The organism is Seinonella peptonophila, assembly GCF_900129355.1.
Lineage (GTDB): Bacteria > Bacillota > Bacilli > Thermoactinomycetales > Thermoactinomycetaceae > Seinonella > Seinonella peptonophila.
Window position 1 is genome coordinate 184,273 of sequence record NZ_FQVL01000004.1, and the last position, 17,842, is coordinate 202,114.

Sequence of the window (17,842 nt, forward strand, 5' to 3'; positions counted from 1 at the left end):
GAGCACATCAAATATGATACTGTTCAACAATCCAACTGATATACTAGAAAAATGTCGTTCCATTCATTTTGGAAGTCATATCTTAAAATTGCACATGCATAACGCCACTCAATAGTTTCATACAAACTAGTTATTGTTTTGGGAAGTAGGTCAATACCCAAGTAAGAAACCTCCAAATTGTATATTATTACGTGTACTACGCCTATTATACATAAATTTGGAGATTCGGGTCTGTTAATATACTTGAAATTGAAATGGCAATAAGAGATTTTTCGTTTATATAATGGAAGAGTGTTTTATTGCCATTATTCGGTTATCACCTCATGTATTTATACATAAGTGTGATCAGCTATTTTAGTTCAAGAATTCGAAATAGGGTAAACAAGCAAAAATGCGCTATGTTTTTATATCAAATTTAAATATTGATTCCATTCGTTATGCAGATATTATACTTGACGATCGTTCGGTAATTATATAGTATAGTTAGCGAACGATCGTCTAAATATGTTAGATAGGAGGAAGGAAATCTGTCTACAATGAAAAACCGAATTCTGGAAGTTGCTCAAATTTTATTTAGCCGCTGTGGATATGCAGGGACATCGATTAATGATATTGCTCAACAAGTAGGAACAAGTAAAGCTGGGATTTATTATCATTTTCGTTCAAAAGAAGCCATTCTAGATGAGGTACTATCACAACCAATGAAAGATTTATCACAATTAATCGAACAAGCGAAAAAAAATCATTTTAAAGAGGAACAATTACTTCGTGCTTATATCAATGGAATTGTGAAATCAGGAAAAGTCATGTATGAATTGTGGAACGATCTATCGATTCAGGATCAATTACAACATCATCAGATTAATGAACAATGTGAAGAATTGGTTTATCTATTAGCAGGTTCACAACCTTCCGAATCAGATTTGGTTCGTGCTCGTGCTGCTATGGCTGTAGCACAAACAGCTATCCAATTTATTGCTAATGGTGATGGTTCAATAGATAAAAAAATCCAAACTGAATTGCTGAACGCAGCTCTTCGTGTCCTGAATTAGTAGACTATTGGGGTTAAATAGGAAAGGGAGAATATAGAAAAATGAAAAAGGATATACCCACATTAATGAAAGCTATTCGGTTTTATGATCACGGTGGACCTGAAGTACTTCGATATGAGGATGTTCCTGTTCCGGAAGTTGGAGAGGGGGAGGTGTTAGTTCGGATTCATGCCGTAGGATTAAATCCCGCAGATTGGCGTGGCAGAGCAGGATTTCTTGATCTACCACCAGAGGTTCGACCCAAGCTACCTCTTCCTTCAATTCCTGGTTTTGATATATCTGGAGAAGTTGTGGCTTTAGCCACTGGGGTCAATCAATTTGAGATAGGTGACTTAGTGTTTGGGATGGTTCGATTTCCTCCTTTTACATCAAAAAGGGGTGGAAAAGCGTATGCCCAATACGTTACAGCTCCTGTAGAAGATCTATCTTTAAAGCCCAAGACGATTAGCCATCTGGAAGCAGCAGCAACTCCTATGTCGGCGTTAACTGCTAAGCAATTATTGGATAATATCGATCTACATGAAGATCAGACTGTATTAATTAATGGGGCTGCTGGTGGTGTCGGACACTTTGCTGTACAACTTGCAAAATTACAAGGAGCCAAGGTCATCGGTGTTGCATCTAGTCGTCATGAGAGTTTTTTACGAAAACTTGGAGTAGACGAATATATTGATTATACAAAGTGTGATGCTTCAGATGTTATTCAAGATGTAGATATTTTATTTGATAATGTAGGTGGTCAAAACAGTTACAAAATGCTTCAAGTTCTCAAGCGTGGTGGAATATTAGTACCTGTCAATTATGGGTTTCACACTCCTGATCAACTAAAAGAGTTGGGGATTATATCTAAAGGTAAAAGTGTAGTATCAAACGGTGCTCAATTGACGGAAATTGCACGTCTCATTGATTTAAACTACATTCAAGTAGCAATTGATAGTGTTTTTCCTCTCGCAGAAGCTGCAAGAGCTCATGAAAAAGGGGAAAGTGGACATTTGCAAGGAAAAATTGTTTTATGTGTTATTGAATAAAGATTTAACATTTTTAAAGGTATAGATTTACAAAATAAATAACTTACAAAATCAGTACAAATAATTTATTAAATAATCAAATAAAGTTAGCTACCCATTTTTTTGATCTAATTTTTCTACCATACGTATTACATTCAACTAAACCTAGGTGAACTTTGTAGAAACAAAAACCTTATAAAACCAAGGGTTATGCACTCATATGAACCTAAAAAATACCTTTGACGCTGAATAAACCGTTGTGCGGCGTATACCGCACCGTGGGTTCAAATCCCACCCTCTCCGCCAATGACAAATCATCAGTATCAATGGGCATTAACCACATAACGCACTTATCGCATATAAGCGGTAGAGTGCGTTTTTCATTTACATAGACCGTTAAATTCAAACCTTATTAGGGGAGAGTTTAATGGGTAAAGAGATAGGTAAAAAGTGCAGAAAGCGCGGTCAAAAGAGGAATCAAATTTCCGTTTCGAAAGGGTTTTTAGAGGTTTGAGTTCTTCGGTCTTAGAACCGCTTCAAACGGAAGCAAAGAGAGAATCTGCACCAGAAGCAAATACACTAACGTTAGAAAGGCTATTCAATCGGTATTATACTGCTCGACAAGTAGCAGGAGCAGCAGGTAGAACCTTGCACGACTACATAAAGCATATGGAATGGTTTCGGCGAATCGTACAAATTGACAATTCATATATTTCGTTGTTTTAATGAAGAGGAATTATATCCGCATCAGTTTGCCTAACACAAAGGCAAACTCCAGAGTGAAAATTTTGCTCTGGAGAGACCTGGAAAGGAGCCGAATGAATCGGCATGCACGACTACGTCGTGTGCAGAAGATGACCTTCGTCAATTCGGCACGGGCGCACTTCGAGGACAAACCTCTCCCCAAGCAACTTCAGCTCAGAGGAATGCAAGATCTCTTCGATGTGCTGATGGCTGTAGGTGCGTGCGTCGCGCTGCTGTCTCACCTTTTTGTACTATTGGTGGGAGAGCGGATCGGCATCAGGAAGCTGACCGTGATTGCGTTCTCGGTGACGAGTACGCTTCCGTTCCTCATGGTTCTGGCATTGGAAAATCACGATTCGACGCTGATACTGATCTTGAAAGTGTTCAGCACTATCGCTGGAGCGTTTGGGGTCGCCTGTGTAGGAGCGATGCTCCGCGCAGCTGCCGGTGATGACCCGGTGAAACACCAACAAGCGGTGACGGGTAACACGCTTGCCTGGGCTGTGGGTTCGGTTCTGGGCAATTCGACCTTTCTCTTGGTCGACCCCAACCTCAACCCGGTCTGGCTCTGGGTCTGGGCAGGAATCGACTTTGGTCTCAACGTGATGACCATTGGCTTGATTCTGCGGATTCCAGAAGTCCGACCGAAGGTTGTAAAGAACCAAAAAGCAGACAAGATCACGAAAAAAGAGCGAGCTCTCCTGGTGGGTCGCAGTATGTCGTGCGTCGTGACCTACATGGCCTTCACCATGGTCTCAGCCTATGCCTCGCTGTTCATCGATCAGACTTGGCTGGCTTGGGCGCCGATGGTCACCTTGCTGGTAATGGTTCCCTTGGGATCATGGCTGGCTGTGCGGCTGCAGAAGTGGCTTCGCAAGATGGCAGTTGAGGGGGCATCAAGTCCACTGTGGCATTGGTTGAACGTCGATCCCAAGAATGGACTGATCGAGAAGATGTCGATCATGGTCGGTCTCTTCATTACGTGCTGTGGCTTTGCACTCGCAGCGAGTGCTCCCTATCAGCTGGTGGTGCTCGTGAGTGCCATCGTCTTGTTGGGGCTAGCCGAAGGACTGGTGTCCAATCCGCTGGGTTTCCTGATCAAGCGGAGTACGGAGTTTCAGACAGCACAGGCTGGAGCACATCACTTGTCGGTAGCAATCGGCGTGTTGTTTGTCGCGGGCATCGGCAGGCTCTTTGGTGAGAGTGGCATGTTCTGGCTGTGCGGCGTCCCTTCGCCATCATCAGCCTGATCACCATTCCGTTCATGAAATTCTCACCAATGTCTGACAGGGAAGAGGCAACATCCATCGAGAAGAAGAGGACTTCATCAAACTAATTAAAAATAATAGTACGAAATTCCCTAACAATCCATTGGTCACTCCGCCAGAGTGTGCTAATTATATGGGGGTTTCGTGCGACATTAATTATCATAATATTCAAATAAAAACGACCAAGAACAATTGTGGATTATTACAAACATATAGAGTTGTTAATCAGCTATATAGAATGGGTTTTATCTGGATGTTAAAACGATTGATCGATGGAGGAACTTAAAAGAGGATATATTGAGCAGATTGATGCTTATATTTGCCTGCTATGTGATAAGAAATTGAAGCATAGCGCTTGAACGATTGCGCATAGCAGATAAGTACTGGCATAAAACGCCTAAATTCTTTGATATATAAGGGATTATGTGATGTTTATTAATCTGACGACTCATGAATGTCTTAAAAATGTCAAATTTACATACCATACCGAATGATATGATTTTGTGCGAATACATCAACTTCATACCCAAATATACTATACCTAGTTATTTTTCGTTAATGAACTCATTTCAGAGGATATGAGCTGCAGAAAATTTAGGGAGGAGACAAAACATTTGTCAAAACAGAGTAAAAAAATTGCTAAAGATATATTAAAAAATCCAAATGCCACAGAAGCACAGAAAGAAGTCGCACGACGACACCTAGAAGAGATGGGTGATAGTAACTCCTACAGTGAAAATCTAGCCAAAGGCATATTAAAAAACCCAAATGCCACAGAAGCACAGAAAGAAGTCGCACGACGACATCTGGAAGAGAGAGGACTGGACAGCAGCTCCAATGGTAATAGCGATGGTAAAAGTTGTCTACTTGCTGGTATCATTGTTGGCAGTACGTTATTAGGCGCAACAGGTTTAGCTGCGTATGGAGTCTCTACTCAAATAAAAGTACAGGAACCAATACAACAGCCTATGGTTGATGGAAAAGACATCTCAAAGACATTAGCAACTTCCCATCAAAATCGCACTAGCTTAAAAAATGCTGCTAATTTTGATATTGAACTGATAGTTCCTAATCATCTGCTAGAAACAAATATTTTCACACGGTAATATGTGTAAATCCCGTTCATCCGTTGTTGATAAAGAAACATATCTTTTCGTTATCCAAAAGCATCAGCTAACACTCAAGAAATGATCAACTTTCGGTCTTAGTAGAATTCAATATGAAGATCGTAGTTGAAAGAAGGTAAAATCGAAGGCAATGATCAATGATCAGATCGCTTTATCTACTGTGCCAAGAACGAAGTTCAAAATAAAATGAGAATGGGGCTCTGCTCTCATATCCACAGTATGTTACAAAAAAGCATGGAAAAGATCGTTTTCAGCATTGATATCATACCATTCGTTATGGTATGATATCCACAATTCTAAATAGGGCGAGTTGGAACTGTATAAGAAAGATGAGAAATCATCCAACTCCTTTGCTTGCTCTTGTGTAGAATCGCAGCTTGTTAGGGCAAAATTTTCAAATGAACAAATTGAAGGTCGAGCCAGGGTTGTATGAAAAATGAATGGTGTACTATCCCTCTTATGAAAGTAAAATCCAGAGGAAGAATGGAGTGAATTAAAATGGATTTGTTAAAACCGTATGGGAGAATCTCATTAATAGCTATCGTTTTTATTATGGCATTTATGTTGAATTTAGGAAGTGTATCAGCAACAGAGGAGAGAACTGTACTCGATATAGCTTATGGAAGAGGTGAAGGTTTTTCTTCTACATGGCACCAATATGGGGACGCAAATAAAGTATTGGGTAGTGTACAATGTTCAGAGTCTGATATGCATACTGGTAAATCCAATTTGCGTTTATTTCTGACAGCAGTCAATGAAAATGGAAAAAGTGCAAGTGGAAAAACTGTAGAAATAGCTTGCCATAAAGGATATGATAAAAATAAATTTGTTGCATTCTCCATAGATGGATTGAAACTTAAGGATGGAAAAAGGTACAAATTAAAGTTTCAAGTTACAAGCCCTACTTCAAAAGGAGAAAACGTTCATATTTATTCTATCGTAAAGCCTGTTAAAGGAGATGTACATCAACCTAAACCAAAACCTAGCAAAACTCCGACGCCAAAACCTAGCAAAACTCCAACACCAAAGCCTAGCAAAACTCCAACACCAAAGCCCAGCAAAACTCCAAAAAACAATAAACCAGTAGACACTGGTATGTCCGCTAAATGTAATGCAATCAAAGGTGATAAATATGAATTTCCAGGGGCTAACTGTTTTCAATTAGGGAAAAAGAGTCCTTATGTAGAAGTTTTGGATGAGCTACTGATTAAAAATGGGGCAAAAGGAATCGTGAAAGGTCCCCAATTTACAGAATCTGAAATAAATGCTGTACGAGCGTTTCAGCTTACTCATTCTAGCCTAAGTCGTATGCCAGATGGTTATCCAGGAGAAAAAACATGGGATAAACTAGTAGCAGGAGCTGCGAGTAAAGATAAAAAGTCTAATGGAAATTCGAAAGAAACGAAACAACCAACAGATAAATGTAAAAAAATTGTATATACTGGGAAAGCTCCTAAGTTTCCTGGCGCAGAATGTTTTGTGTTAGGGAAAAATAGTCCTTATGTGCAAATACTAGGGGAAATGTTAACGAAAGCTGGATATGGTAAAGGTGGTAAAGGATTTTACAAAATAGGCCCAACTCCTACCTTTACCGAAGTTGATCGATTATCTTTACAAAGATTCCAAGCTGATCACCGAGAGTTAGCAGGAGATGCTGACGGTTATCCAGGTTCATTAACTTGGAAAATATTAACAGAAGAAGCCGGTCTATCAAAATAATTGAATTTCAAGGATATGGATAAACAGGCTATCGCAAGGTCTAGATAGCCTGTTTCTAGTGAAATAGAGAAAATGAGGATTGTTCTTTTAACTACGTTCGAAATATTAGACTTGAACTACCGCCATCGTAGAGGTGGTAGTCGTTCAAGTATCCGAGATTTAGGAATGTGAATGGGAATCCTCCTCATTTTCATGAGGAGATGAAAGCGTACGTTGCTCAGTACGCCCTATTGTGATCCCCGTTTTAATGGCGAGTTTGGAGGCACCAAAATCGCTGTCACATCCTATACAGATGTGTGGATTGAAATCCTAATACATTTGCTTTGACATAACGATCTTTATCTCTTGACATCAAGCCGTATTATAAGATACGATCGTCCTAATTAATAGAGAGAGACTCTGTTTATTAAAAGAGGATCAGGGCATTCAGGAAGGCATCTTCAAGCCAGTCTATCCTGATCAGATTGAAAGTTATCTTGTTCCTTTTGCAGGGCATGGATAGACCCATGCAAATGATTGCTTGCTCAGGACTACGATGAACAGCGATGTATCGGGCGCATTGTTTCGATCCATGTTGCCTATCTGGATACCATTGAGCGTGTGTTGGGAGTTCCCTTAAATTCCTTATATCGTACTGATGCAGATATGGTCAGGGGATGGGTGGAAACAATAAGATGGTGCATCGAACTGATTCGATTAAAGATTTTTGTTAATGGCCTTTCATAACCAATTAATAAATAGAGAAACGGTTTATTTAAAGGAGGAAAACCTAATGAAAGATGAAATGAAGAGCAAAATGAGTGACGGAACACAAGTGAATGCCTGGCAAAAGAAAGTAGCGATTAAGCGGCCGACGAAGGCTCGAATTCCGCTGATGGATCTATCAGAGCTGTCGAAAAATCAGCGCATAGCGGCGAGTATCGGAGCGTCGAATGTCCTTCGAATGCTTGCGCACCATAGCGATTTGACGGAGGCATGGCTGGAGTTTGGAAAACACCTCACGACCAGTGGAAGGGTGTCTATGAGAACGCGTGAACTTCTGATCTTACGAGTCGCGCTTCACTCTTCATGCGAGTATGAGTGGGCCAATCACGTTATTGGAGCTCTCGGTGCCGGCTGGACCAACGCTGAGATTACCTCCCTTGTACAGGTACAAGTTGCAGATTCATGGTCCAACGCTGATACAGCGGTACTTAACTTAGTCGATGACCTTTGTGCTGACAACTGCGCTTCTGAGACGACATGGAAAGCACTGACTGCTACGTACGATAAGGAAGAAATCATCGAATTGCTAATGCTCATTGGCTTTTACCGGATGAACGCCGGATTCTTGAATTCACTAGGTGTGCAGGCTGAGCCTGGACGTCCCAAGCTCGGTCAATGTATATCCTACGAAGCACCCATGCCTCGGCAAAAGCCTGCCACCAACTCCTCAGATCAAGTACGATCAGCGGCGAAACCAGACGGGACGTGGCATTTGAAATATTACCATCCAGCCACAACTATGGAACTTCGACTCGTGATCGTGGCAAAGGAGGGTGTACTGTCCGGCTCAGTCTTCGATATGAAAACGGATGCCAATGTGCCAATCTCAGAGGGGAAGGTACACGAGCACCAGGTATCGTTCACAACTTCTATGACGGAACCGTATCCAATAACCATGACATGGGAAGGGATGATCAACAACGATTTTCTTGAAGGCACAGCCACGATCACCGGTGGTGGTTCTTTCCCATTTGATGGCAAGCGGGTTAGATAGGAGTCAGTACAGTAAAAATTGTCACTACACTAAGGATTAAAAGTAATAAAGACCCAAAGATGAATCATGCTAAGGATTGATTTTTTGGATCTTGTTATCTCATTTTATATGGTCTAGTGGCAGATGCAGTAAGAATCCAGACCGCTAGAGGCTAATCGAACCCTTCTTCTCGAAGAGTACATGCGATTTGTCAACGCATACTACTCTAAAAATGTTTTTAATAAATAAGGAGAGGATCTATATGTTTATTCATATTTTAAACTTAAAGAAGAGCTATCAATCAGGTGTGGTTACTACCGAAGTTTTGAAAGGAATTGAGATGAAGCTGGAAAAAGGGGGAATTGGCGTTATTCTTGGTCCTTCCGGTTCAGGAAAATCGACACTAATGAATATCATCGGTGGAATTGATCGTGGTGATAGTGGTAGTGTTGTCGTAGATGGAATTGAAGTAAATCAATTAGATGACAATAAACTGACTACATATCGACGTGAACAAATCGGCTTTGTCTTCCAATTTTATAACCTCGTTCCCAGTCTTACTGTTAGCGAAAATATTGAGGTGGTTTCTCATATCAGTCATTCTCCTCTTAATATGGATGAGGTTTTAGAGGCTGTTGGAATCAAGGACAAAAAACATCGCTTCCCTAGGGAATTGAGCGGTGGTGAGCAACAACGCGTCTCCATTGCTAGAGCGATTATTAAGAATCCAAAGTTGTTACTTTGTGATGAGCCAACTGGTGCACTTGATTATTCTACCTCGCGAAGTATCTTACAGCTCTTGCAGCAGGTGAACGAAAAATATGGTACCACCATTTTAATGATCACTCATAATACTGCGATTGCAGCAATGGCGGACAGGGTCTTTAAATTGCGGAGCGGGGAAATCGTAGCAGAATCGGTAAATCAGATTCCTGTTCCAGCAGAAAGGATTGAATGGTGATGATCCTGATAAAGAAAGTATTACGGACCATTTGGACAGATAAAGCTCCGTATTTAGGTTCCATGTTTTTAATTGCTTTTAGTTGTATGCTAATGGTAATGATGAACCTAGTATCCAAGAATTTGAACAACACATACTCAGCATATAAGTCAAATCATGTGATGAGTGACGTTGAAGTTTATCTTGATACCGAACTTGACATGGCAGATATGAAGAAACGTTTCAATGTCAAAATAGAACAGAGTGGTGTTACGGACTATTCGTCTAAAGATGGACAAATTTTAAGGATATTTAGCTTTAACACTCAGATCAATACTCCTGCCGTATCCAGTGGTAAGAAATTAGAAAGCGGAGAAATTCTTCTTGATAAGCTATATGCGAAAAAAAATGGCTATGAAATCGGCGACATCGTGCAGATTGCTGGAAAAAAGTACAAATATGCAGGGGATATGACCTTGCCAAACTATATTTATGTCGCCAAGTCCAAAGATGAGGTGATTCGTGATCCCAAAAACTTTGGATTAGCAGTAGTAGATAAGGATGATTTTGAAAGTATTCCCAATGCGACTCCTTTCTATGCCATTAAGTTTAATAACTCCAATAACCTAAAGGCTCAGGAAACCGCAATGAAAGGCTATCTTAGAGAGAAAGGGACTAAAATTATAAAATGGGAAAATACCGAAAAAAATTATAGTGTGTCATATGTTCTTGTGAAAATCAATCTAATGGGCAAATTAAGTATAGTAGCACCTTCCATGATTTTGCTACTCACTTGTGTTTTGACAGGGATTCTGATGTGGCGACTACTCAATCGCGAATCCGTTATCATTGGAACATTATATGCACAGGGCTATAGAAAAAAAGAGCTTATGCGTCACTACTTAGTATTTCCATTGATTGTAGCGGGAATGGGAGCAATGATTGGTACGATTGCAGGAGTTTTCATGATAAACTTCTTGTACAACTTTATGTTAACGACATTCCCCATGCCCAAAGAGCCAATTGTATATGACTTAGGGATATTGATGTTCAGTTTGCTGTTGCCTGTTGTAATACTTTGCGTCAGTACTATTATTGTGGTCAACAGAATGTTTAAAATCCGGCCGTCACAGCTGATGAAGGGCAATAAGAAGAACGACAAAGCAAACTTTATCGAACGGAAACTTCGCTTAGATAAGTTCAAATTTGTGACAAAATTTCAGATTCGTGAGCAGGTTAGAAGTCTTTCGAGAACGATTTTTCTACTGTTTGGAATTATTGTGGCAACTATGTTTTTGCAGTATGGGCTTACCATGAAAAGCTCGGTTGACTATTTACTGAATGAAGGCATAAGCAAGCTGTATCATTTAAAATACGAATATGTCTTTAATGAATACAAGAGAGGTGCACCACCCAAGGGGACTGAGCAATTTAATACGATGTATGCAATTATGGACGACGAGGCGGAAACCAACTTCTATATTACAGGACTACCTAAAAACTCTACCAGAATCTTATTGAACGATTTGAAAGGTAATAAGCTAACTCCCGACAAAGTGATTATCACCACGCCATTGGCAAAAAAGATGGGGCTTACAATCGGCGACACAATTCGTTTTTATAACTTTGAAGATGGTAAGAAATATTCGATTACGATTGAAGAAATTGCGGACACTTACGGCGGTGAGTTTATATTTATGCCCCTTTCCGAGCTAAACGCCATGTTGGACTTGCCTTCAGACACATACATTGGTATCTTTAGCGATGTAGAAATGACCTTTGCCAAAAAGGAAATTAAAACCACAAAGTCAATGGATGCCATCAAAGCAGGTTTTCATTCTTTAATTGACCAAATGGGCATTATGATATACAGTTTGACAATTTCGGCGTTTGTCATAGGACTTGTGATTATATATCTTGTCACAGGGTTGGTTGTTGACGAGCATAAAGGAACAATTTCGCTTTTTAAGGTATTAGGATATAAGAAAAAAGAGATTAATAAGCTGATTCTTAATAGCAATATCTTTACTGTAATTATTGGCTATATTTTGGGTGTACCTTTGCTTGTAGGGTCAGTTGATGTCATGTACCAGGCTCTTGCTGAGAGTTTGCCGATGGTCATTCCTGCGAAACTAAATATTTGGTATATCCTGCTAGGTTTTGTCATTGTAATGCTAACTTTTGAGCTTGCTAAGCTTATGAGCCGCAAAAAGATAAATCGCATTGCAATGAGCGATGCGCTTAAATCAGGAACAGAGTAGTAGCTCTCAGAAATTGAACCCATTTTAGAAAAAGACTGGTTCTGAACTGAATACGTTTATGATCTTTATCTCTTGACATCAGGAGATCTTATAGGATACAATCTTCCAGATTAATAGAGAGAGATTCTGTTTATTAAAGGAGTTCAAAGGATGGCGCGAATTGTAAAAGAACATGAATACAAGAAGAAGCGCAATGAAATTCTCGATGCTGCACAGCGGCTTATCTATACCAAAGGTTACGAACGTATGACTATTGGAGATATCCTCACTGATTTACAGATTTCCAGCGGGGCATTCTATCACTATTTTAAATCAAAGCCTGCTGTGCTAGAAGGGTTCATTGAACGTATAAAAGAAGAAGTGGAAAGTCCGTTTCTCCCCATCCTCCATGATCCTCACTTGTCCGCCCTAGAAAAGCTCCAAGGTTTCTTTAACACGCTTGACAATTTGAGACTTGTACGCAAGACGGATGTGGTTGAGCTGGCGCATATCTGGTACGACGATAGCAATGCTATCGTTCGTCAGAAAGTGGACGAGGCTGTACTTAAGCAGCGAGTGCCCTTGCTGAATGAGATTATTCATCAGGGCATTCAGGAAGGCATCTTCAAGCTAGCCTATTCCGAACATATTAGTGAAGTTATCCTGTTCCTTTTGCAGGGAATGGGAACAACTCACGTCAAGTTATTGCTTTCGCTGACTCAGGAGCACGATGAACAGAGATGCATCGAACGCATTGTTTCGGTCCATGCTGCCTATATGGATGCCATTGAGCGTGTGTTGGGAGCACCCTTAAATTCCTTATATCGTGCTGATACAGAGGCAGTCAGGGTATGGGTAAAAGCAATAAAAGATGGTACACCGAACTGATTCGATAAAAGATTTTGTTAATGGTCTTTCATAGCCAATTAAAATACAGTATGCGTTGTACAGGGGAGATTGAAATTACAAGGCCTCAATGGAGCGATACACCATACAAGGTCATTTCATTTCAGCCCATCGTATTCTCCAGGGTGGATATTTCGATCTATCTAAATTCGAATATATAAAATAATTATGATTCATTTAATGATACCATTCGGTATGGTACTATTAATGATGAAAGTTTTTCTCCATGAAAAGACATGGAGTTCGTTATTGAAGCAACCAAGGAGGAATTTGGAGTTCTCGTAAAGAGGACAAAAGAAAGCGATGGCACAGCTATAAAAGTTAGGAAGCCATGGGCAGTTGGTTTAAGAACTTACGGAAATGGCGATCACGTAACAGTCTGATCGCTCTGATCGCGTTCCTTCTGTACAGTATGGGGAACTCATACCTAGTGTCGTCCTTGGTTCGGCTGCTGAACCGGCAAGGGATGAAACAGGAAGTTCCGTTTTTCTATGGGGTTACGAGTGTGATGGCACTCCCCTCGTTGTTCCTTGTAGGAAAATGGATCGATCGCTGGGGATCTCGACAGTTGACCATGTGGTTTCTTCCGATCTGGATTCTTATGCCAGTCGGATTTGCCATGTGTGATCAATTGTGGCAACTTCTCTGTGCAGGGGTCTGCCATAATATGGTCGCTCTGGGATTAGGACAAGGGCTATTCAAGCAGTTCTTGGATTTTGTTCCTCAGGATCATTCCAAAGAAGCTGTTAGTGTTTCGCTGCGTTGCGAGTTCATTCTCATCGCAGCGGTCACGCCACTTGGAGCTTGGGTAATTTCTTCCCAAACTTTGCTAGAGTGGGCAGGAGTGGCGGTGATCTGTGGATTTGCGTCCTTGTTTGCTTCCACTATGATCTCAGGTGTCGCTGAGCAGAGCGGCGGCGACTCTCAGTCTAGTGAGATCTCTGAGAAACAAAAAAAGAAGTTAAGCAAGCTGAACTGGAAAGAGATATTTCTAGCCAGTTCACTTATGACTATCCCACTCACCAACGGGATTTATGGGATGTACTTGCCTTTGTACATTCCTGGACCGATGCTGTCTGCCTGGTGTATCACGTTCCAATCGATAGTCTCTGCTTTCTCAGGGGGACTTGTGATCAAGATCACCAAAGGATGGTCTGAGTACCAAGTACTCCGTGTAGTCCATATCATACAAATTGCAAGTCTTTTAATCATATGGAGGTTTTCAGATGTAGTGCTGCTAGTACTCAGCTCAGCCATCCTTCTTGGTGTAGCTTCGAATGCTTTTCTGCTGGGGTTCTTACAGCCTCGGTATGATGAAGCACCTTCGGAGGAGAAGGGGAAACAAATGACACGCAATGCTCTCCCGGCAAGGTTGGCAACACTAATCGGCCCTTGGGGATCTGGCCTTGTCGTCAATCGATGGGGCTATCAGCTGGTGTGGTGGGTACCGATTCCGCTTCATCTGATTGCGCTCCTTTACGAGTGGAGTGAACAGAGGAAACGGGGACGATAAGCAGCTTCCCCCAAACCGTTTGCTAGTTGCAAGCGGTTATGATAATAAAATACCGAATATTCATAATATGTGATATATATAGTAAGACATTAACATATGACATATTTATGCTTAGATGAACATCTTAACGAATTGGTTGAAGAATTATATAGTAAAAAATAAAGTCAGACTGTGAGCGTGACATTTTCTCTCAGCAATCTGACGATTTTTAGGGACATTCGTCCAGTTTGAATGTTTTTACCCAAAAAGAATTATTTTTTGGGGATTAATTGGGAGATTGTCATAAAAAGTTGTTGAAGATCCTTTCCATTAATCGGAGGAATTAAATGTTGTGCGCCTATAAAGATCATCAAATAGATTTGTGCCAGTAAATCGGTATCAACTCGATCCTTGTAAACACTTGAACATAAATCTTTCACATAGTTCATTCTGATTGTATCAACACGTTGCTGATACGACCGAATTATTTTGTCATGTGCCGCCCATGCACGAATTTTAATTTCAAGGGAGCCATTTTCCAAGTTTGTAACTAGCTCCGTTAATCGGTCAAGTTTTTCTCGTGCAGTCTCTTCCTTTTGGCTTAAATGAATTAGTTGTTGAGTCGAATTATCCTCCCAAAATTGAAGCAACGCGAGAATATAATCTTGGCGGTTTTTGAAATGGTGATAAAATGAGCCTTTTGTAAGTTTTAATCGGGAACTAAGTTCATCGATTGTTAATTTCTCATGTCCATCTTCTTTCAGCACATTAATGCCTTCATTTAACCATAAAAGTTTTGTTTTACTAATCATTTCTCGCTCCTTTGAAAATATAATGCCATATTCAAAAGTCTGATGAAAGAGTATTTGGTAATCATTTCCCGTAATAAATAAGTCAGGAACCTAACTAATTATCGTTGGTGAAGTTGGTTTCTATTTATGAGTTAAAATGATTATAATATTAAATGGTGTTGTAATAGGTTTTAGCTCTAATCATCAAGCATATGAATAGGGGGATGATCATGGTCTATGTCGCATTGCTTAGGGGAATCAATGTTGGTGGGAAAAATAAAATTGACATGAAGTTACTTAAACAAGTTTTTGAACGAGTAGGTATGAGCTCTGTAGTAACATATATCAATTCAGGCAATATTATTTTCACAGTGGATAGTCAATCCAAAACTGCGATATCCCATATTTTGGAAGAAGCTATCCATACACACTTCGGATTACAAATCAAAGTTTTAGTCCGTAGTTTGGATGATATGAAAACAATCATCCATTCCCTTCCAGATTCGTGGACGAACGATAAACAGATGAGAAGCGATGTGCTGTTTTTATGGGACGAAATTAATGATGAATCAGTGCTGAATCAGTTGGTGATCAAACCTGACTTAGATACGGTGAAATACGTACCTGGAGCCATTCTATGGTCGATTGAAAAAAAATATATTACCAAATCTGGTATGGCTAGACTCATTGGTTCAAAGATATATAAAAAAATTACAGTTAGGAATGTAAATACAACTCGTAAAATATATGAACTAATGCAGGCATCAAAGGCATGAATGATACATACTAGCGTATACACATTACCCAGTAGATTGGGGATATCCAACTATCACAACCTTTACAAATGCAATAATTGGAAATAGACAGATATAGAACTGATATTGAGCCTATAGGAATCAAAATCATTGAATGTTCTAGGTCGTTTAGAGAATAAATATATGATATAATTTATTAATTAATAGAATTTATTCAATTTAGTAATATTTAATATGCTATTTTAGAAGTGAAAAGAGGTAGAACATGACAAGTGAAAATAAAAATATGGAACACGAAATGCCTAAGCCAAATCCAGATCTTAAAACATTAAGTCCTCTAATTGGCACATGGAAAGTATCAGGTGAGACACATGGAGAAATCACTTATGAGTGGATGGAAGGGGGATTTTTTATTATTCAAAAGATTGAACTTGAAAGTCATGGACAAATCATAAAAGGCATCGAGATCATCGGACATGAACAAGACTTTCAATCTGAACCAAGTAAGGAAATCAAATCTCGTTACTTTGATAATTCAGGTAATACCTTTTCCTATGTTTATGAACGAAAAGGGGATCAGCTTACGATTTGGTTTGGGGAGAAAGGGTCACCGGCATATTGCAGCGCCAAGTTTAGTGAGGATGGAAATACCCTCTCAGGTGCTTGGATATATCCAGGTGGAGGCGGATACACATATACTGCTTCAAAAATTGATAAATAAAAATAGGGTGTTGGATAACCTATCTGCTGCATTTTCCTTTTATAAACTAAGACAGGGAAGGGTATGGATTTGTTTTGTGATACAGAAGTATCCAATTTCAGTACAGTGAAAATCATACTTAATGGTGTACAAACGAATAAACTAGAACCGCAGACGGATCTAGTTACCATGAAAGTTTCAATCTATATATAACCGTAATGAAAGCAAAATAAGCGATCACTTAGGCTTATGTTAAGTGTTCGCTTATTTGTGATGTATTTTCTTAAAACAGGAGTTGATGAGTGGTACGAAACCTATGAATTTCATTGGTGTCAGGTATTCCTGTCGCTTTGTTCCCTCTTAGCGAGTCATTCCGTTAGTTTGATTTAGTTGATGTAATCTGCTAGGTACGATCAGGGTTATATCAGTATGAGTTGGTGAGTTTCGTTGAAGTGTATGCAGATTGGTCTTAGGAGGAGCCTGGGTATTTTGATCGAGCTTATCGACAATCGGGGAGAGTTTTTTTTCGCTGGTAAGTTTTTGAACTGCAGCATGTCCACCATAACCCAAAGCAGCTAACATTGAGCCCAAAACAATACTAGCAATCAAGCAATTATCTCCACTCCCACTTTGACCCGATCTTTCTTGTTCCATAGATTTTCTTAAAACCTGGTCTCCTATCTGTAGAGCCCTTGCTTTGTCATGGTCACCACGTTCTGATGCTCTTGCTGCTTCTTCTTTTGCGTCACGAAGAATTTTTTTTTGTGAGTTTCTTATGTTCTCGTAGTTATCTCTATTTTTAGGCATGGTGGGTGTCAACCTTTCATCGTTTATTTCTCAATGAATTGATAGATGAATTTGCTTAATCATGCACCTATTGATTATAAAACATTTCCTATACATTGTCTTTTTGTATTTACGATCACTAAGAATTAATTCGGATATTATATACTTAGGTTTTTATATTTAATTGTTTTATTGATTAATCTTATGAAAAGGGAAAAAATAAATAGTCTGTGTGAATAAGAACGAGTGCAGCAAGTAATACAAAAAATGTGATGGCGGGCATTGTTTTCCCGATCGAATCTTTAACTCTGATATGGGCAAGTACAGCAAAGAATAGATTGATGGTAAGCCAGAGACCCGACCAAGCGACGAGCCAGTCTTGCCAATAACCAATGATGAGCCCAATCGCTCCGATTAATTGAACAACACCGGTAATGGTACGCAGCCATTGAGGAAGTTTGATTTCTTGAAAGATATCAACCCAGTATTTGACTCCTAAGACTTTACTGGTTCCAGAAAAGAGAAAATATGCGATGAGTAAGCTTTGTAGAACAATGGATAGTGCAGACATGTTTTT

16 protein-coding genes are annotated in these 17,842 nt (G+C 39.8%); 13 read left to right on the forward strand and 3 right to left on the reverse strand.

Going from position 1 to position 17,842, the window contains the following annotated elements:
• The first annotated feature begins 536 nt into the window (after positions 1-536).
• The 11 genes from BUB71_RS09265 to BUB71_RS09315 all read left to right on the forward strand — a co-directional run bounded on the left by BUB71_RS09265 (position 537) and on the right by BUB71_RS09315 (position 14,254).
• On the forward strand, positions 537-1,052 hold the full coding sequence (locus tag BUB71_RS09265; RefSeq protein WP_073154554.1) for a TetR/AcrR family transcriptional regulator: 516 nt from the start codon (positions 537-539) through the stop codon (positions 1,050-1,052).
• A gap of 41 nt (positions 1,053-1,093) precedes the next feature.
• Positions 1,094-2,080, forward strand: coding sequence for an NADP-dependent oxidoreductase (locus BUB71_RS09270; protein WP_217653542.1), 987 nt, complete (start codon positions 1,094-1,096; stop codon positions 2,078-2,080).
• Between the two features lie 489 nt (positions 2,081-2,569).
• Positions 2,570-2,785 carry a hypothetical protein gene (locus BUB71_RS09275; protein WP_139279050.1) on the forward strand — a complete coding sequence of 72 codons (216 nt, stop codon included), beginning with the start codon at positions 2,570-2,572 and terminating at the stop codon, positions 2,783-2,785.
• A gap of 92 nt (positions 2,786-2,877) precedes the next feature.
• Positions 2,878-4,053 (forward strand): MFS transporter, encoded by a 1,176-nt coding sequence (locus tag BUB71_RS09280; protein ID WP_073154556.1) that lies wholly within the window; start codon positions 2,878-2,880, stop codon positions 4,051-4,053.
• A gap of 632 nt (positions 4,054-4,685) precedes the next feature.
• Entirely contained in the window at positions 4,686-5,177 is a 492-nt protein-coding gene (locus tag BUB71_RS09285) for a hypothetical protein (protein WP_073154557.1), read from the forward strand.
• Between the two features lie 519 nt (positions 5,178-5,696).
• Complete coding sequence (locus BUB71_RS09290; protein WP_073154558.1) at positions 5,697-6,917, forward strand: peptidoglycan-binding protein; 1,221 nt, start codon at positions 5,697-5,699, stop codon at positions 6,915-6,917.
• 772 nt (positions 6,918-7,689) lie between these two features.
• The gene (locus BUB71_RS09295; protein ID WP_175552325.1) at positions 7,690-8,676 is read left to right on the forward strand and encodes a carboxymuconolactone decarboxylase family protein; all 987 of its coding nucleotides are present in this window, start codon (positions 7,690-7,692) and stop codon (positions 8,674-8,676) included.
• Between the two features lie 241 nt (positions 8,677-8,917).
• On the forward strand, positions 8,918-9,616 hold the full coding sequence (locus BUB71_RS09300; RefSeq protein WP_073154559.1) for an ABC transporter ATP-binding protein: 699 nt from the start codon (positions 8,918-8,920) through the stop codon (positions 9,614-9,616).
• The gene (locus tag BUB71_RS09305) at positions 9,616-11,856 is read left to right on the forward strand and encodes an ABC transporter permease (protein ID WP_073154560.1); all 2,241 of its coding nucleotides are present in this window, start codon (positions 9,616-9,618) and stop codon (positions 11,854-11,856) included. The genes BUB71_RS09300 and BUB71_RS09305 overlap by 1 nt, the downstream gene beginning before the upstream one ends.
• Positions 11,857-12,006: 150 nt before the next feature.
• Positions 12,007-12,723: a TetR/AcrR family transcriptional regulator gene (locus tag BUB71_RS09310; RefSeq protein WP_073154561.1), complete on the forward strand. Its 717-nt coding sequence runs from the start codon at positions 12,007-12,009 to the stop codon at positions 12,721-12,723.
• A 349-nt stretch (positions 12,724-13,072) separates the two neighbouring features.
• Positions 13,073-14,254, forward strand: a complete 1,182-nt coding sequence (locus BUB71_RS09315) for an MFS transporter (protein WP_073154562.1) — start codon at positions 13,073-13,075, stop codon at positions 14,252-14,254.
• A gap of 251 nt (positions 14,255-14,505) precedes the next feature.
• Here BUB71_RS09315 and BUB71_RS09320 read toward each other — a convergent pair whose 3' ends face one another.
• Positions 14,506-15,045: a TetR/AcrR family transcriptional regulator gene (locus BUB71_RS09320; protein WP_073154563.1), complete on the reverse strand. Its 540-nt coding sequence runs from the start codon at positions 15,043-15,045 to the stop codon at positions 14,506-14,508.
• A 209-nt stretch (positions 15,046-15,254) separates the two neighbouring features.
• Here BUB71_RS09320 and BUB71_RS09325 point away from each other — a divergent pair, with 209 nt between their 5' ends.
• Together BUB71_RS09325 and BUB71_RS09330 are read left to right on the forward strand one after the other, a co-directional pair.
• Positions 15,255-15,800, forward strand: a complete 546-nt coding sequence (locus BUB71_RS09325) for a DUF1697 domain-containing protein (protein ID WP_073154564.1) — start codon at positions 15,255-15,257, stop codon at positions 15,798-15,800.
• Between the two features lie 244 nt (positions 15,801-16,044).
• Positions 16,045-16,500 (forward strand): hypothetical protein, encoded by a 456-nt coding sequence (locus tag BUB71_RS09330; RefSeq protein ID WP_073154565.1) that lies wholly within the window; start codon positions 16,045-16,047, stop codon positions 16,498-16,500.
• Between the two features lie 339 nt (positions 16,501-16,839).
• On the opposite strand, the gene BUB71_RS09335 is transcribed toward BUB71_RS09330, so the two are convergent.
• Together BUB71_RS09335 and BUB71_RS09340 are read right to left on the reverse strand one after the other, a co-directional pair.
• Positions 16,840-17,286: a hypothetical protein gene (locus BUB71_RS09335; protein ID WP_073154566.1), complete on the reverse strand. Its 447-nt coding sequence runs from the start codon at positions 17,284-17,286 to the stop codon at positions 16,840-16,842.
• Positions 17,287-17,467: 181 nt separating this feature from the next.
• A complete protein-coding gene (locus tag BUB71_RS09340; protein WP_073154567.1) occupies positions 17,468-17,836 on the reverse strand; it encodes a DoxX family protein in 369 nt (122 codons plus the stop codon).
• Positions 17,837-17,842: the final 6 nt, after the last annotated feature.

What these genes read in the sequence shown, in the direction of transcription:
- BUB71_RS09330 (WP_073154565.1), top strand. Translation starts at nt 16,045, where the DNA reads ATGACAAGTGAAAATAAAAATATGGAACACGAAATGCCTAAGCCAAAT.
- BUB71_RS09335 (WP_073154566.1), bottom strand. Translation starts at nt 17,286, where the DNA reads ATGCCTAAAAATAGAGATAACTACGAGAACATAAGAAACTCACAAAAA.
- BUB71_RS09325 (WP_073154564.1), top strand. Translation starts at nt 15,255, where the DNA reads ATGGTCTATGTCGCATTGCTTAGGGGAATCAATGTTGGTGGGAAAAAT.
- BUB71_RS09265 (WP_073154554.1), top strand. Translation starts at nt 537, where the DNA reads ATGAAAAACCGAATTCTGGAAGTTGCTCAAATTTTATTTAGCCGCTGT.
- BUB71_RS09280 (WP_073154556.1), top strand. Translation starts at nt 2,878, where the DNA reads ATGAATCGGCATGCACGACTACGTCGTGTGCAGAAGATGACCTTCGTC.
- BUB71_RS09340 (WP_073154567.1), bottom strand. Translation starts at nt 17,836, where the DNA reads ATGTCTGCACTATCCATTGTTCTACAAAGCTTACTCATCGCATATTTT.
- BUB71_RS09320 (WP_073154563.1), bottom strand. Translation starts at nt 15,045, where the DNA reads ATGATTAGTAAAACAAAACTTTTATGGTTAAATGAAGGCATTAATGTG.
- BUB71_RS09310 (WP_073154561.1), top strand. Translation starts at nt 12,007, where the DNA reads ATGGCGCGAATTGTAAAAGAACATGAATACAAGAAGAAGCGCAATGAA.
- BUB71_RS09300 (WP_073154559.1), top strand. Translation starts at nt 8,918, where the DNA reads ATGTTTATTCATATTTTAAACTTAAAGAAGAGCTATCAATCAGGTGTG.
- BUB71_RS09290 (WP_073154558.1), top strand. Translation starts at nt 5,697, where the DNA reads ATGGATTTGTTAAAACCGTATGGGAGAATCTCATTAATAGCTATCGTT.
- BUB71_RS09315 (WP_073154562.1), top strand. Translation starts at nt 13,073, where the DNA reads ATGGGCAGTTGGTTTAAGAACTTACGGAAATGGCGATCACGTAACAGT.
- BUB71_RS09305 (WP_073154560.1), top strand. Translation starts at nt 9,616, where the DNA reads ATGATCCTGATAAAGAAAGTATTACGGACCATTTGGACAGATAAAGCT.
- BUB71_RS09270 (WP_217653542.1), top strand. Translation starts at nt 1,094, where the DNA reads ATGAAAAAGGATATACCCACATTAATGAAAGCTATTCGGTTTTATGAT.
- BUB71_RS09295 (WP_175552325.1), top strand. Translation starts at nt 7,690, where the DNA reads ATGAAAGATGAAATGAAGAGCAAAATGAGTGACGGAACACAAGTGAAT.